Here is a 17,061-nt window from a genome sequence, read left to right as displayed (position 1 = left end):
AAGAAAAAATGCGTGTCTTGCTGAATGTTTTTGTAGCAATAACTTTCTCACTGAGTAGTGCTCCAGCCTTTGCTGGTGCTGGTGCAGTTGTACAGGCTTGCGTTAGTGTAGATATACAACCGCTTGTTCCATATACAGTCAACTTTACAGCCGGTAGTGACTTCGATGAATGCATGAATAGTTCAGGTGAAAGTGATACTGTTTCTGTTGGAAGAGAAGGTCTTAACTGCGTCAGTGTTGATTATGTAGAAGGTGACGCAAGTTTGGATGAACTTTGCGCCACCAGACCATCCACCTGGACACTGAGTTACCACACAGATGATTACTCTCAGTCTGGGACAACACGTACTGATTGGGATGCTGGGGCGCAGCAAAACACGATCACATTGAGAGAGCAATCTCCCGGTACTCATGTGTGTCCAACAGAAGCGAATTGCGTAGCAACTTCTATAGAATGGGACACTGGGGACGCACCCCATGTCTACATAATCTTTGATTTGGACTGATCTGTAGCAGCAACTCCTCTCCGAACAGTTATCTTTCTGTTCCTCCAGAACGACCAGGCCTGCCTCGACCGGGCAGGCCTTCTCCCAGAATAATAAAAACTTTGGAGAAACACCATGCCACTCCTGCAATATCGTGGATCACAGGCATTCAACCAAACGCTTCAAGTTAACGAGTTTGTCAATAAAAACACTGGCTCGCTGTTTGTTCAGATACCGCTCGTTCAACTGCGTGGTAAGACAGAAGCCATAGGACTGGGGCTTTCCTTGTTTTATGCGTCCGGCACGACAGGGCAACTTGGCCTGCCAGCAGGCTGGGGGTACAATTTGCCTTATGTTGCGAATGATGAAACATTTACGTTCCAGGGCAAGACATTCATTATTGATCCAGACTGGACTGACAGCTCTGGTTATCAATCCGGCTTGAAATACTTAAACGACCATGGCCGGAAATTTGAGAAATTCCTAGAAGATCAGCAACTGCCGACAGGTGTTGGAACCTATCGCTATCTCTTCATTTATAATGACGGGGCAAAAAGCTATTTGGATGCGACGGGCAAGTTGGTTCTTCACGCTGACCTTTTCGGTAACGCATTGCGGTACACTTATGCTGATCAGCTTGGCGATGTATTTGACAACACCCTCGCGAGTATTGTTGACTCCTATGGTCAGACTGTAAGCCTCGGATATGACCTTGGCACACTTATAATTGTTCTGCCTGATGGCTCCACCCAGGAAGTTGCGTACTCTGATCAAGGCGTCTTCAGAGTGACCAACCAGATTGGTGTAGTAACTGAAATTGAGTATGGGTCCCATACGTTTGAAACAGTGATCTCTAATATCTCCTACGCCTCTGGTTTGATTACAACCCTGGCTTATACTTCAATTGAATATTTAGAGGAGGACGGCAGTACTGGATCCTTTCCTGCTGTTCGATTGCTCCGGCACAGCAACTTCAAAAATGAATTTCTGGACGCAACGCAATATGCATACGGCAGCGCCAGCGACGGAAATACATTTACTGGTTTTACCCATGGCTACCGCCTGTCTCCTTCTGGCGATGGTCTGATGAACAGTGAAAACACCGCGTATCTTTATGATGTGTTGGTGGAACGGTTAGATGCCAGTGGCGCGTTTCTTTCTGTCTCTCGTGTGTTCTACAATTTTCTTCACTCACCAGTGCGCTCCTATTCCTATTTGCTGGATGAGGACGGATACAGCGTGGACGCCTACAGGAGCCTTTACGAGTATCGCATCGTTGCCGACCAACATGATCGCAGCATCAATATGGGTAAGCCCATCAGTGTCGTGCATAGCGTTTTTGATCCAAGCACTGACAGTTGGAGTGATTACAAAAAAATCGAAACTGAATACAATGACTTCGGGCATATTACTTTAAGTCGGAAATTTGACCTGACAGGCGGAAGCGGAACTCTTGTTAACGAGACCACTCAGTCTTATGTCGCCGTCGACTGGGGTGGAGAATTGCCACTTGAAAAGGTCGAGCTGGACAAAATAACAGGCAAGCAGGTCAAATCGACCTACACCCTTACAGATGACGATAAGAACATCTCGCAGGTTACACTTGCTGAAAAGGAAGCTGATAGTGATCAGTTCGTTTCCACCAAAACCAAACGCTTCTTTTATGATGACGCTGGCGCACAAGATGGCTGGCAGCTTTCTTGGGCTGAAGGCCATTCAAGCGTCGCTGGTGCACTTACATCAGTGAGCAGCAGATTTGCGCAAAACTATGATACGAGTACTGGTCAGCTCACAATCTTGACGACAGATGCGAATGGTGGTGTCAACGAAAGCGTATTCGACATGCGCTTGCCTATGGCGCCACGCATCCGGCAGACCACGCCCGAAGGGAAGGTTTACAGCTTTTCCTATGACGCCGTCGGACGGGTAACTTCGATTCTTGATCCACTTGGTCAGACTAAAACCTACACGTACACAATGGCTTTCCCTGATCGAGCGACGCCTGATCTTGCGAAAAACACAGTGCAAACTCACAATAAAAACGGATACGAGCTGCGTACGACATTCGACGCTCTTGGTCGCTCTGTTCTGCTTGAAGATAATGGAGATCCAACTCAGACAGCCCCTGAGCTGAATCGCCAGCTCGCTCAGATCACCTATAATGCACTCGGGCAAATATCCGAGGACGTTGGGATGACAGGGCAAACGGCCCGTTACCAATACGATGCATTGGGAAGAGAAGTATCCAGAATAGACCATCTAGGTAATGAATATACCCTTACCTACGACGACCCAAACCAGAACATTCAGAGCCTATTAAATGACAGGTTGCGGGCAAGGGTTCAGTATGACGGCTTGGGTCAGGCTCTTGTCATTGAGAGTTATCCATATTCCGCAACTCAAGCCATGCAATATTACCAGCACACTTATTCCTATAATGGCTTTGGCCTGCCTGAAACCGTAAGCACCTATAGTGTCGAGAATGGTGTGCAGACACATCTTTCCACGACCAACAACGAATACAATTCCGAAGGTGTTGTTGTAAGGGAGACGTTTATCGGCACTGCTGCAGAAGCATTACTGCAAGCAGATGTAGAAACGGTGACGAGTTACGATTTGCTGGGCAACCCGGTACAACTGCAACGGATTGAAAGTTACAATAATGTCTCTCAGCCTGAGGTGAAAACTGCTTTGTTGACCTATGATGCTATGGGGAACCTAGTATCTGCAGCCAACCAGTTGGGTCAGTTACAAATATTCAGCTATAATACTGACAATGAAGTCACAAGCTATCAACGACATGATGGAGTGACGACAAACTACATCTACGATGCTATCGGGCAGTTGGCTACCGCTGAAACCGGTGGCGCTCGCAGGTTATTTTCCTATCTCTCCAATGGTTTGGTGAGTCAGGTCTCTGAGGGGTCGCAATCCATCCGCTATGAGTATTCCTTAGATGGAACAGCCGCTGCTATCCACTATGCTGACGGCAAGTCGGTCACACTGAGCAAAGATGCTTTCAGCCGAGTGGTGAGCTATACCCTGCCTGATGGCACTCAGTCATTCTACAGCTATAATGATACCAATCAGCTTCTCGATCAGACCACTGATAATGTTTCACTTAGAAACACATGGGGCATTGCAAATAATCAACATGGTGCCTTGCTCAATCAGATACTGGAGGATCCTGCTTTACCAAGTCAGACGACCGATTTCACTTATGACGGCTACGGGCATCCTGAGCAGATTGCTGTTTCCGATGGGAACGGCGCAAATGTGCTAACCACAAATGCTACGCGAGACATCTGGCGCAATGTAACCAACCTGACGATTAGTTCTCAGAGCAATCGGGATGCAGCGGTTAATGTTGCTAAAACCATGTCGTATAACGGCTTGCATCAACTTATTTCCTCTCAGGATCGTAATCTGCTGACTGAGGAGGTGTTCAGCGAAACTTACAAGTTTGATGGTGCAGGAAACATTCTAGCATACACCAGAAATGATCAGACCCAGCAGTTTCAATATAACGCAATCAACCAGTTAATAAGCGATGGCATCACTTACGATAGAAATGGCCGTATGCTCAAAGATGTGGATGGCACTACATATTCTTACGATGTGACCGGTCGATTGGTGAGGGCCGACCTTCCCGACGGCACGCAGACCCAGTACACCTACGATGCAGAAGGTGCGCTTGCTTCTGTGGCGACGAATGAAGCGAACAACCGGTTTTACACAGTCGCCGACAGTGTGGCCAGTGTTACCAGTGAAGCGCTGCAGGATGGAGACCAGGAAAGCTCACATGCCGTGTTATGGTCCAACACCTTGCCATATGCGCAGTTGAGCGAGGCATCCAGTACTCTCTATTCAAGAACTATGAATTCCGTTCGACTGCATAACAGCGCGGGTGGGTCTGAAAGTATCGACATCTCCGACTACGGATCAATTACGACACCCACTGCGTTGACGCCACCGAACAGCTTGAATTGGGAGGGGCAATTTACTGATGCAAGTACCGAACTTACTTACTTGCATGCGCGTTGGTACAGCCCAAAATCCATGCGCTTCCTTTCACCAGATCCACTGTTTTCAATCAATACCTATGGGTATGCAAATGGCAATCCTATTTCATATTTTGACCCCACTGGTTTGACCACGAAGGAAGCCGCAGTTTTTGTGCTGGCACTTGCTGTGGGGATAGCAGTTGGAGCTTTGGCTGGTGGTGCTGTTGGTGCCGGTGTTGCAGTTGCTCTTGGCACAGAATCTGTTTGGGCAACGATCGCTGCCTCCAGTGCAGCGGGTGCTGCTGGCGCAGTTGCTGGGGATATCGCCGCATCAGGAGTGACAGGTGAAGATGTCACCGGAAGACAAATCGAAATTGATTTAATAAGCGGCGCATTAGGCGGTGCAGCGGGTGCAGGAGCCGAACATGCCTCTGGATCGTTGGTTGAACGAAGCTTAGTCAGTAACGGTGCAGAAGCGAGTGTGGCCCGAAGGCACAGTTTGATTTTTTCTGGGGCAATCGGAGGTGCTGCGGATGCTGCTGTCGCGGGAGGTGTGGCCTCTATCGCCTATAACCAACCTTTCTTCTCAGGTGAGAACATGCTCGATATTGGCTTAGGAGGCGCTTTGGGTTTTCGATCTGGTTATGTGGAGGCCAAGACCGTCATAGGTGATGTACTCCCCGCACGCACTTCGCAGGATCCGTCTGATCCAGGCACGTCAACTGATGCTTCTGGTCGTGTCTTAGATGAAGCAAGTTTGAATTCTGCATTACCGGACGTTGACGCTAATCAAATTTCTACGCGACCAAGAAGCAACGCAATGCCAGTTAAGCCTTTGGACAAGATCAAGGCCGCCATAAAATTCAGAGGAATTGGCGGCATTGTTCATAGCCGACCCCAAGTACATGCGCCTAACGATGTGGTCCAACCCGCAAGTCATGACGCATTCGCACAAAACCTGGCGAGCAAGATGGGCAATGTGCAGAGCCAGTCTCCGCTTCTCCTAGTTCGAGGTAACTTTAATGATGCACAAAAGATTGCAGAAAGCATTCAGTCGAACATCTTGAAGGTGACACTTTAGTCAGACGGATAGCTTCTTGTGAATCTGTTGCGAAGTCTTCAGAGGGTTGAGGCGAACCAGAAAAGAGCTGCAGCGCGGCTTTGGAGACGCCGCGATCATCAGTCGGCTACTTAAAAGCAGCTGATCTCAACCCTAAGGCTGAGATCAGCTCAAACCCGCACGCCGGGGAATTCTTTCCAATTAAACGACACTGGCAAGCTCAGGCGATTTTACATAGTCGTTCTGCCACTTAGTTTGTGGGTGTAGTGCAACCCCATTTTGATCAAATAGATGCAAAAAAGCAGGATCGAATGTCACGTCAAGTGTTTCTCCGGGTTTTGCGCCAAGTATACCTTGTTGAGTCAACGTGAAGCTCCGACCAGAATTGAGTTCACAATGGAGTATTGTTTCTGAGCCCAAAATTTCCACTGAACGTATGCGGCATCTGATCTCACCGCCTCTTGATAGCTGCGCGTGTTCTGGACGTATCCCAAGGGTGCATTTGTCGCCTTTGGTCATTAAGGTTTTTCGGTTGCTTAATTGCAATGTCAGCTCCCCAAATTCGCTCGCAACTATGAGTTTTGTCTCGTCCTTTTGAAGGACAGTGGCCTCAACAAAGTTCATTTGCGGAGCGCCCAGGAATGCTGCAACAAAGAGGTTATCTGGCCGCGCATAAAGTTCTAATGGCGAGCCTACTTGCTCAACTCGCCCATCATTGAGGACCACGATTGTATCCGCCATGGTCATTGCTTCCACTTGATCATGGGTCACATAAACCATAGTGGCTTTCAATTTGGAGTGCAGCGTCACAATTTCATTGCGCATCTTGTGTCGTAACTCAGCGTCCAGATTGGACAGTGGTTCATCAAACAAAAAGGCTTTGGGTTCTTTAACGATAGCTCGGCCAATAGCAACGCGTTGGCTCTGGCCACCAGAAAGCTGAGAGGGTTTACGATGCATGAGTTGTTGGATCTGCAAAATCCCGGCCGCTCGCTCAATCCTCATATTGATTTCGGATTTGGATAGCTTTTGGTTCTCCAGCCCAAAACGTAGGTTTTCTGCAACATTCATATGCGGATAAAGAGCATATGTTTGAAACACCATCGCCATACTGCGTGCTCCGGGCATCAGATGATCGCATCGGGCACCTTCTAAATGAATGCTGCCCTCTGTTACTTCCTCCAAGCCAGAAATCATGCGTAACAATGTAGATTTCCCGCACCCTGACGGACCAACAAAAACGGTGAACGACCCGTCTTCAATTGTTAAATCAATCCCCCGGATAACTTCTGTAGAGCCAAAAGACTTCTTTACGCCGCACAATTGCAACTCAGCCATTGATCAGTTCCTCGCTCTGATAAGTCAGACCTTCTTTGAGAGTAGAAAATACGGCGCTCGTGCCCGGTCCAATTTCAATTGCGCTGTCACTGGCAAATGTCTTTACGTGGTCAATTTCAGCAGACCTCAGGGTAAGTTGGAGGCGTTTCAGGGCGAGGGTTCCATGGATTACAGAAAGGCGCAAACTGCCATTCTCCCAGTAACACTGCCCCCAAGCTGATCCGGAAGCCCAGAAGACACAGGCCTTTTCATTCTGGTCAAACTGGAACGTAATAGAGCCCTGAACCATATCACAGGTAAAACCGCTCCAAGCGTTCACGAGGGCATATGAGGAAAGTGAGCGGGCGTAGTAGCTACCGCATTCCATCTCGTTGTAAGGATTTCGGCGCGCACCATCATAGCGCTTACGTGCTGTCTCCGTGATGTTTAAGCCTTCCTGCTTATAACCACGCTGAATGAGGTGGGAGGCCACCATATATTCGAGACCCGTCCATATTTCTTCAGAGTAGGGCGCAGGGACAGCTGGTTTCGTAGTCTGATCCGGCCAAGTGGCCAGAGCCAAACCACCCTCATCTTCGAAGGCATAAACGCGGCCCGGGTTGAAATAGTTCAGCAATGTCTCATTGTAATTATTGGCATAAATTGCTTGCAGGGCTGAGCCGACGTTTTGCGTTGAAAGAAACGAGTCCAGCCCACACATATCTCCATGCCATTGGCCCAATATCTGATCCGTATGGCACCCTTGCCCCATCTGATAATTGATCTGACTGTTTTCATCTGACCAATAGGCCTCAACAAATTCGTTTTCCAAAACACCGGCTTTGGCGGCGTTGGCAAAGCGCTCCACCACTGCTTTGTCTTTCAGATCAATCTGCTGGTGGTAGTAAGAGCCATTAAAGAGCTTCTTGTCTATGAACGCAGCGCCTTTCTTACCTAACCCTTGACACCTTGTGGCAAACACCTCATCGCCCATAGCGCTTGCCATCTGCGACCCTGCCAACAACGCACATACGTACATACTGGAAAGCCAGGAGTTAGGTTCGAACATCTCCATATCCAGCGTATGGTGTTGTTTGCCCCAGAGAATACCGGTTTCTTCAGGGTCCCATTTGTCGGGATTTTCAGCAGACCACGCATATTCGATTGCAAGTTTGAGAGCGGGCCAAAGTGGTTTTAGCCACTCTGTATCTCCGCAAATCTTCCAGTCACGATAGCTTTTGATGATCGCCCCAAAGTGACCATCCGCACATGGTCCAAGGGGGCATAGGCCGTTCCCCAAAGGCAACCTTTGACGAAATGTCAGGCCGCCGTTTGGTTGCTGATTATACTTCAGTTCAGTTTCCCGAAAACTGCGTTCCAACTGAGGAAACAGATAGGGTAGAGCCTGCTGGTAGTTCCAAACGTGGGTGCAGCTTCCTTCGCAAGACCCTTCGTCTCTAAACGAACCTTCCCATGCCCAAAGCTCGCCACCTTCCAACCGGTGAACAGTCGGTGTTCGCAGGAGTGCAAGAGTAGAACTTGCCGCATCTTTGATGGCGCTTGGCAAGGTTGTGCCAAACAATGCATCTCGGAAAGATAGAGTTTGTGCGGACAGGTTGTCCCACCTTCTCAACGCGTCTGTGGCGACGTTAGACGCACTGGTCCATTGTGTTGCATAGTAGTTGAGCCAAGTGGGCTTTTCTCCCTCTGGCACGTTGTAATTGGGGGTTGGTCGTCCTGCCCAATAAATATCCCCGTTTGGGTAGAACCAACTGATAACGAAGCGAAAGTTGTGGCTTTCTCCAGGTTGGAGAGTCACGCGCGCAGCAACTGTCCCATATTCTGGTTGCCCAAACATATTGGCTGTCGTGCGGGGCTTATCATAGTGCCGGTGTGGCAAACATCCAACTTTGGCAAAGTCTCTCCAGAAGGTACCAAGTTCATCAAACCACTGCCCGCGATAGCCATAGGCCATGGTTTCAACGCGTTCAGCATCTGTTGCTATACAAACACCACCATCGCGGTGTAACGGCTCATCTTCCAACGCGGATGTCATATACAGCGAAGAAATACCGTCCTGTTCGTGTGCTGTATGAAGGCCACTCCCATTTTCATGATTTGCGAGCGTTCCAGCTATGACGAAATCCAGTGTATCCTGAGTGGTGTTCGTAATTGAAAACTCAAACATGGCAACAGGCATGGAGCTGTCGCGATCATTGTGTGGAATAAAAGGGCTGAGTGCCTGCAAGCTCACGTCAGCAGGAAACCCTTCTTGTTCAAATTGTAAGGAGGCGGTCGGAAACGATCCTGTAAAGACTGTTTTTGAGAAGTGAGGGACACCGGCAAGGCTGTTTCGGTTGGCGCCAATACCGAACCCGTCGAAGTACTTCTGCGCTCCAACAGATCCACTTGCTAGCCCATCATAGGGGCCGTGCAGCAGGCGTGCATCAATCAGTTCATCACCACGTTCAACTTTGATCGCGAAGTTTGAAATCCCATTAAAGCTCAGCAGGTTTGATCGATTTCGAATTGACCAATCGACCAATCGCCCTGACCCAGTTAAGGCAAAGCCACCCGTCCCGATGCCACCAAGCGGAAATGCGATATGCCTTGTGTTTTCATTCGTGTAAACAAAACCAGTCTTGTCGGAAATACGTGTCATTTTAAACCTCAGCTAGCCGCGAATGCCGCTCATTGTTACACCTTCAATGACCATTTTCTGGGCAATGAGGAAAACCAGGACAACGGGAAGAATTGCCATGCTCATGGCAGCCATAACGACGGAAAGATTGCCCTGCGCCAGAAATCCTCGCAGTAGGTCCATGCCTACGGGGAGGGTCATTGCATCCTGGCTTTCAAGCAACACTCGAGCTTGAAAATAGAAATTCCATGTTTGAGTGAAAGCGATGATTGCCAGAGCAGCTAAAGCAGGTCGTAATTGGGGAAGCGAAATGCGCCAAAAGATCTTCATATAACCGGCCCCATCCATCAGTGCGGCTTCTTCCAGTACTTTCGGTTGAGACATCATGAACTGGCGTATGAGAAAAACGCCAAAGCTGGTGGTTAAGTACATAAGCACCAATCCATAAGGATTGTTAAGTAAGCCGACTTTTGCATATCCCAGATAGATTGGAATGATGGTGACTTGTGCTGGAAACATTAGTCCAATCAACATGATAAAGAACAGGCTATCTCTACCTCGGAAGTTAAGGCGCGAAAATGCAAAGGCGGCGAGGCTGCAGGTGACGAGCTGCCCAATTGTTACCAAGGAGGCAACTAGGATTGAGTTCCAGTAGATTTTCAAAAAGGGAACCGTGGATTCAAAAACCTTAAAGTAGTTCTCTGGATTTAGTGTTCCGGGAAGAAAACTAGGCGGCATTTGATAGGCTTCTGCTGCCGGCCTGAATGACATGCTGAATAACCAGGCGAATGGAACCAACATTGTAAGAGCAAGCAAAAAGGTAACCAAAAGGATTGCTCGGTCTATGAGTTTTTTAGTTTGCTTCGTTTGCATGGTTCTCTCCTAGTATTTAACCCAGTACCGAGATCCCACCATTTGGCCGATCGTAACAAAAAGAATGACCACAGTCAGGACAACAGAGATTGACGCTGCATAACCAAGCTCAAAACTGCTAAACCCTTCTTCTGCAATGTACATAGTCATGGATCGTGTCGCGTCTCCGGGACCACCTTCGGTCAGAATCACAATGGATTCATAAACTTGAAGCGCACCGATAGTGGCGTAGACCACACAGAAAAACACCACAGGGGAAATATAGGGGAGTGTGATGCGCCAAAACATACGCAACGGGGAGGTGCCATCTAAAAGAGCCGCTTCGGTGAGTTGCTTCGGCACACTTTGCAAGGCCGCGATTAGAATAATCATGAAGAAGCCGGTGTTTTTCCAAACATCTACAATAATGACAGACATCATTGCATTGCTCCCGGTGGTGAGCCACCGAACTCTTTCAAAACCCCAGGATTTCAGGAAGTAATTAATTACGCCTAGATCGTCTGAGTAAAAATGGGTCCATACGATTGAGACGAAGGCAGCGGCAATAATCACCGGAAGAAAAAATGCCAGGCGGAAGAAGTAAAGAAGAACTACAGGCATCGCCCGGTTTAAGGCAAGAGCAAGAATAAGACCAACACTCACATTCAACGTAACAGCAAAGAACGTGAAAAAGAATGTGTTCTTTACGATCTGAAGGGATCTATCTTCTGAAAAGAACCTTTGATAATTCTCCAGACCGACCCAGAATGCACCAAAATTCACATCGTAATAAGTAAAACTCAGAAATATCGTTAGAAAAACAGGAGCAATGACGAAAGTCAGATAAAGTAGGAATGAGGGTGCCACGAAAAACAAAGCAGCACGGGATTGGGATTTTCGCATGTCAGATTTGGCAGCGACAGGCATTGTAGTTGACTTCCAAATTGAACTCAGGGGATGCTCGACGGGCGACAGAAGAAACTAAACTTACTTGGTAGGCACCTCCTCTAACCTAAGTCAGAGGAGGTGGAATTAGCGAATTAATTGCCTGTAATTCGCTTTGCCCGACTGAATGACTTGTTGAATTCTTTATGGGTGCGCTCAACACCTTCTTGAATTGAAAGCTCTCCAGACATCATTGCTAGGAAGTTGCGTGAATAGATCTTTTCAATTTCCTGAAAGTTGACAGGAGAAGGAACTGCGCGGGTGCTTGGCAGAGTTGCATAGTATAGCTCGGCGCTTGGCGGGAAAGACAGAAATTCATCGATTTTGGCGATAGATTTTCGTCCAGGAATTGCGCCACCCAGCTTGGTCTCATGTATTTGAGATTCCTTGCTCAAGAGCTCTTGAATCAAAGCCCAAGCCAATTCTTTTTGCTCTGAATCTCTGGAGATCCCATAGGCTCCAAAGCCAATAACCGTTGTTGCAACCCTATTGCTTGCCGGAGGAACAACATCCATGTCCATCTTTGACGAAATTGCATTTTGGACAATCCAATGCCCTCGACTGATCATGCCAATTTGACCAGCAAAAAACTGATTATCCATAAGACTTGAGGTTGGGACAGGCGATACTTTATATTTGTGGATCAGATTATAAAGATACTGCAGCGTTTCAGCGACCTTTGGATCCAACATGTTGGATTCCGTCCAGTCATCATTGACGATTGATGTGTCGTTGGTGAAAAACCATGGCATGGAGATAAAGAAGTTGCCTGGAACCTCGTAGCCAAACTGGATGACATTACCGTCGCTGTCTCTCTTCGTGAGAGCTTGGGCTGCTGCAGTGAAGTCCTGCCAGTTCCAGTCTGATTTAGGGTATTCAATCTTCGCTTCATCAAAGAGTGCGCGATTGTAGTTGACCATGATGTTATTCCAAGTGCTTGGAATAAAGTAAACTTTATCCTTATACTTGGAGAGCTCGAACAAACGTGGGTCAAAATCTTCAATTTCGTCCAGGGTTTTATACTTATCATCTAACGAGATCACGAGATCACGGGCTGCTAATGCGTGGAGCGTCTCAACTGCGGTATGATAGACATCATAGCTATTTCCGGCATTAAACTGAGAAAACACTTTGGTGACAAATGCACCCCAGCCATTCGAGATTGGATCAATAGACACCTCAACTTTGACATTTGGATAGTCTTCATTGAAACGGATAACTGCAGCCTTTGCAGCATCGAGCTGTGCGTCTCCTCCGAATGTCTGCAGTTTTAGGTCTGCGCTGACCTGTGAACCGGCATAAGCGGAAGAAAGCGTGCCGGCCAGCAATGCGGAGCAAGCCAACAAACCAATTTTTTTCAATCTCTTACTAACAAAGTGCATACATCTACCCTCCCAAGATAAACATGGATCGTAACGTTACGATAGTTGGTCAAAAAAAATGCTGATATCCTAAATTGAAACTTGTTTAGATGCTCCAAACTAGCTAATTTGAGCCGAAATCCAAATCGTAACGTTGCGATTATTATTGATTCCCTACGAGATAGCAAGACAAATGGCAACAGTAAAAGACGTAGCAAAACTCGCCGGTGTTTCCGCCTCAACGGTATCCGCTACGCTTAACGCGACTGTCCCGGTTAAAGAAGAGACGCGCAAAAAAGTATTGGCGGCGGTGAAGCAAATTGGCTACCGGCCCAATTCAGCGGCTCGCAGCCTGCGGAGCGGAAGCTCCAAGCTAATTGGTATGATTGTCCCTGATATCGCGAACCCGCATTTTGCCCGTGCAGCCAAGCTGGTTGAAAGAGCATGTATTGAAGCTGGTTTCATGGTCATGGTGTATTCAAGTGATGAAGATACACAGATTGAGATGAAGGTCATTCAGATGATGAGTATGCAGCGCGTTGCTGGGCTCATTCATATCCCTACTCTGTCTAGTTCAGATTACGGCAGCTGGTTTGAGGCGCAAGTCGAATTTCCTGTTGTCTTACTAGACAGTTATATTGAGAAATTACCTTATAATTCCATTTTGTCTGATCATAATAACGCAGGGCAACTCGCGACGGAATATCTGCTGAGCTTAGGTCATCGAAACTTGGCGATATTTGTCAGTACGCGGGATGTCTCCTCTATCAGGAACCGGGTGGAAGGGTGCTTATCCGCCCTTGCAAAGCATGGCTTATGTTTGGACCCGACCATGCTCATCGATGCGGAGTTTGATCAAGACGTTGCCTTTGCCAAAATCCAGCAGGTGATGTCCTCTGAAAACCCACCAACTGCTGTTTTAAGCCTTAACAACATGATGACCATTGGTATTTTACGTGGTCTCCGAAACATGGGGCTAAATTACCCGAAGGATGTTTCTGTTGTTGGCATAGATAATTTTGAGCTCTCCGATTACATTTATCCACCAATTACCGTGGTTTCCCAACCGATAGAAGAAATGGCGGTTGCTGCAATATCAACGTTGCTTTCGGAAATTCGAGGAGAATTATCGCCAAGAGGCCACAGTCAAGTTTTTGCTCCCACAATGCTCGTTAGACAATCCTGCCGAGCTATCTAATTTGATTTTCAGCCAATAAACACGTCGGCACACCAACTTTCAGCTCTGTGTTCGATGTGCGTTGTTGCATACATACCTGCTCAGAGAATATACGAGGATGAAGTGAAGATAGAACCACTTTCCCTCGGTTTTTTGATGGGGCGTCACCGACGCTCCCCGTAAAGTTCGGTTTGCTCAAAATGCCTGAACTTTACAACCAGACCGTTCTGCCCGAACCTGTTTTTTGATGCGGGCAACAGGCGTTTCAGAAACCTAAGAGAGCATTCGGGGGAGCCAGAGTGTAATCGCTGGGAAGCTCACCAGAATGGCAACACGCACCAACTCCGCCCCGAAAAAGGGAGCGACCCCTTTAAAGGTTTCGCTCATGGGAACGTCTTTCGCTAAAGCCGAAATAACAAACACATTCATGCCAACAGGCGGCGTAATCAGCCCAAGCTCCACAACTATGAGCGAGAGGATGCCGAACCAGATTTTCAGGTCTTCTGTGCTCATACCATACCCAGCGCCATCGGCGATTTGGTACATGCCGCCGTTCAGCTCCATCAGAACTGGCCAGAAAAAGGGGATCACCAGCAACATCATGGACATGCTGTCCATCAGGCATCCAAGTGCGATCAGAGCCAGCAAGATCAGCAGCAGCACAGTCATTGGTTCCAAACCGGAGCCGGCAATCCAAGCCGCGGTTTCTTGCGGCAGACCAATGCGGGACATGAAGATTTTCAAAAGCTCTGCACCCAGCAGGATCAGGTAGATCATGCCAGAGGTTGCTGCCGTTTCCTTTAGCGCTTCAACCATATCTCCCATTGAAAGATTGCGTTGAATGAGCCCGAAGACCATGACAAGGAAGACGCCAACAGCCGCAGCAGGCGTGGGGTTATAGAACCCGAAATAAATACCGCCGATGACAAGACCAAAGACGGTGAAAACTGGTAGTACGCCAATGGTTGCGGCGCGGAATTCCTCACGGCTTCCAGCGCCTCCTGCAGGGCCGGAAGAGGGGCTGACCATGACATAAAGGGCGATGACACCTAGGAACAGGAGCACGGCGAGTATGCCGGGAATGAACGCCGCCACAAACATAGTGACGATGTTGGCCTCCACAATCACCGCGTAGATGATGAGCACCACACTTGGCGGAATGAGAATGCCGAGAACACCACCAGCCGCAAGCGTACCTGTTGCGAGCGCACCGGAATAATTGTAGCGCTTCAACTCTGGCAGGGCGACCTTGCCCATGGTGGAGGCAGTCGCCAACGATGACCCGCAGACTGCGCCAAAGCCAGCACAAGAGGCGATGGCGGCCATAGCCGTGCCGCCCTTCATCCAACCCAGCCACGCATTGGCGGCGCGGAACAGGGATTGGCTCAAACCGGTTTTGGAGGCGAGTGCACCCATCAATACAAACAGTGGAATAACTGAGAGATCATAGATAGCAAACTGTCCATAAGCCAATGTCTTTAGCTGGCTGAGCAGCAGCATTGGCCCGTTGAACCAGGTGATGCCGACACCGCCCACGAGGATCATAGCGTAGGCGATGGGAATGCGAATGACGATGAGGAACACCAGAGTGGCGAGGGCACCAAAGCCCATGAGTATACTTGCCGCCATTTATGTTCTCCGGGTCAACTCTCTGGTTGTCTCATTCAGGGTGATGAAGGCGCCAATGCTGAGCAGCCCGAGCGAGATCAGCACAGGGATATAGGCGTACCAAACGGGGATCTGCAAAATCGTGGTGGTGTACTCATATTCCCTCTGGTCTGACATGCCGAGGTACATACGCCACACCAAAAGCACACCAAAGCCAAGTGCAACCAACGAAGCTATGACGGCAAAGAACGCCTTCACCCGTGGTCGCGCTTTGCTGGTGAAGATGTCAGCGGTGACGTTGGCATCGGTGATCTGGCAGAAGGGAAGAAACGAGAAGACAGCGATCGCGACACCAATCTCAGTCAATTCAAAATCACCGGGGAAGGGGCTGGCCCATATATTCCCGACGACTGAATAGATATTTACAAAGACCACGGCCAGAAGAACAAGTCCTCCGGCCAACGCCCAGCCTACGATGATCTTTTCGAAAGCACCGGCGAGGCCGGTGCGTCCGAGTTTTTGAAAGGCGCCCATAGCTACTCGCTGTGCTTGGAAATCAAAGCCTGTGCTTTTGCAACAATAGCTTTGCCATCAATACCCTTCTCGGAGACTTCACTGATCCATCTGTCTACGACTGGGGCAAGAGCCTCTTGGAAGACAGCGGTTTCATCGTCAGTCAGGGTGATGTGCTTATTGCCGGATTTAACAGCAAGGCCAATGCCGAAGTCATCTGTTGCACGCCAGATTTCACCAACTTTCCCCCACCATTCAGGGCCTGAGGCGTCGCGGAAGGCTTTCTGGATGTCTTCTGGCAGACCTTCCCAGCGTGCTTTGTTCATAGACACCTGGAACACGGAGGTTCCAAAGCGCGCACGACCAGCACCCTCAATCTGATATTCAGTCTGTTCCTGAATCTTCAGCGGCGGAATGATTTCCCATGGAATAAACGCAGCATCAATTACGCCTTTTTGCAGGGCTGTTGGCAGCTCTGGCACTGGCATAGCAGCAGGGGAGGCGCCAAGCGCTTCAATAACCCATGCCCCCGTGCGGGATGGTGTGCGGATGCGCATGCCCTTCATGTCAGCTGGGCTACGAACTTCCTTATTGCGGGTCTGTAGACCAGCGCCTGCATGTGTGTGCAGGAACATTACTTCCAGACCTTTGTACTCAACTTCAAGTTCGCTCTTGAACATATCGTAAAGCGCAAGGTTTGCAGCGCGTGGATCATTCAGGAAAACAAGCGGTAGCTCCATCACTTCGGTGCGTGGGAACAGACCTGGAGTGTAACCGTTCAACGTCCAGACCAGATCAACGACGCCATCGCGCACCTGATTGACCAGCTCAGGTGGGCGACCACCCAGAGACATGGACGGATAAATTTCGATTTTCACCTGACCGCCGGAATTTTCTTCAACGGCTTTAGCCCATGGTTCCAGCATCTTGGTCTGGGCAGGAGCTTTCGGGCTCAAAAAGTGGTGAAGCTTAAACGTGTAGTCCGCTGCACCTGCCATAGAAACACTAGCAAGCAAAAGAGCGGTAGAAGCACAAAGGCTTTTGAAATTACCAAACATAAAAATGACCCCCCTAAAGAATGGTCTAAACCAAACGAGC

General features: G+C 48.7%; 11 protein-coding genes. 3 read left to right on the top strand and 8 right to left on the bottom strand.

Features of this window, described 5'->3' with window-relative positions; translation table 11 throughout:
- The first annotated feature begins 8 nt into the window (after positions 1-8).
- Both BLS62_RS29345 and BLS62_RS29340 read left to right on the top strand, forming a co-directional pair.
- Entirely contained in the window at positions 9-506 is a 498-nt protein-coding gene (locus tag BLS62_RS29345; protein ID WP_093190974.1) for a hypothetical protein, read from the top strand.
- A gap of 114 nt (positions 507-620) precedes the next feature.
- Complete coding sequence (locus BLS62_RS29340) at positions 621-5,570, top strand: RHS repeat domain-containing protein (protein ID WP_093190968.1); 4,950 nt, start codon at positions 621-623, stop codon at positions 5,568-5,570.
- Positions 5,571-5,750: 180 nt separating this feature from the next.
- Here BLS62_RS29340 and ugpC read toward each other — a convergent pair whose 3' ends face one another.
- From ugpC to BLS62_RS29315, 5 genes are all read right to left on the bottom strand, one after another.
- A complete protein-coding gene (gene ugpC / locus BLS62_RS29335) occupies positions 5,751-6,887 on the bottom strand; it encodes an ABC transporter ATP-binding protein (RefSeq protein ID WP_093190959.1) in 1,137 nt (378 codons plus the stop codon).
- Positions 6,880-9,528: a GH116 family glycosyl-hydrolase gene (locus tag BLS62_RS29330; protein ID WP_093190955.1), complete on the bottom strand. Its 2,649-nt coding sequence runs from the start codon at positions 9,526-9,528 to the stop codon at positions 6,880-6,882. Before BLS62_RS29330 ends, ugpC begins: the two co-directional genes overlap by 8 nt.
- A 12-nt stretch (positions 9,529-9,540) precedes the next feature.
- A complete protein-coding gene (locus BLS62_RS29325; protein ID WP_093190952.1) occupies positions 9,541-10,380 on the bottom strand; it encodes a carbohydrate ABC transporter permease in 840 nt (279 codons plus the stop codon).
- Positions 10,381-10,389: 9 nt separating this feature from the next.
- Positions 10,390-11,286 (bottom strand): carbohydrate ABC transporter permease, encoded by an 897-nt coding sequence (locus tag BLS62_RS29320; RefSeq protein WP_093190947.1) that lies wholly within the window; start codon positions 11,284-11,286, stop codon positions 10,390-10,392.
- 113 nt (positions 11,287-11,399) lie between these two features.
- A complete protein-coding gene (locus tag BLS62_RS29315) occupies positions 11,400-12,686 on the bottom strand; it encodes an extracellular solute-binding protein (RefSeq protein ID WP_093190943.1) in 1,287 nt (428 codons plus the stop codon).
- Between the two features lie 172 nt (positions 12,687-12,858).
- On the opposite strand from BLS62_RS29315, the gene BLS62_RS29310 reads away from it, so the two are divergent.
- Positions 12,859-13,863, top strand: a complete 1,005-nt coding sequence (locus BLS62_RS29310) for a LacI family DNA-binding transcriptional regulator (protein WP_093190938.1) — start codon at positions 12,859-12,861, stop codon at positions 13,861-13,863.
- A gap of 252 nt (positions 13,864-14,115) precedes the next feature.
- Here BLS62_RS29310 and BLS62_RS29305 read toward each other — a convergent pair whose 3' ends face one another.
- From BLS62_RS29305 to BLS62_RS29295, 3 genes are read right to left on the bottom strand one after another with little or no spacing between them, the layout of a single operon-like run.
- Positions 14,116-15,471: a TRAP transporter large permease gene (locus BLS62_RS29305; protein ID WP_093190933.1), complete on the bottom strand. Its 1,356-nt coding sequence runs from the start codon at positions 15,469-15,471 to the stop codon at positions 14,116-14,118.
- Positions 15,472-15,984: a TRAP transporter small permease gene (locus BLS62_RS29300; RefSeq protein WP_093190930.1), complete on the bottom strand. Its 513-nt coding sequence runs from the start codon at positions 15,982-15,984 to the stop codon at positions 15,472-15,474.
- 2 nt (positions 15,985-15,986) lie between these two features.
- Complete coding sequence (locus BLS62_RS29295; protein ID WP_093190926.1) at positions 15,987-17,021, bottom strand: TRAP transporter substrate-binding protein; 1,035 nt, start codon at positions 17,019-17,021, stop codon at positions 15,987-15,989.
- Positions 17,022-17,061 lie beyond the last annotated feature (40 nt).

It is taken from the genome of Pseudovibrio sp. Tun.PSC04-5.I4 (assembly GCF_900104145.1).
Taxonomy (GTDB): domain Bacteria; phylum Pseudomonadota; class Alphaproteobacteria; order Rhizobiales; family Stappiaceae; genus Pseudovibrio.
This window is presented reverse-complemented; position numbering and strand designations above follow the sequence as displayed.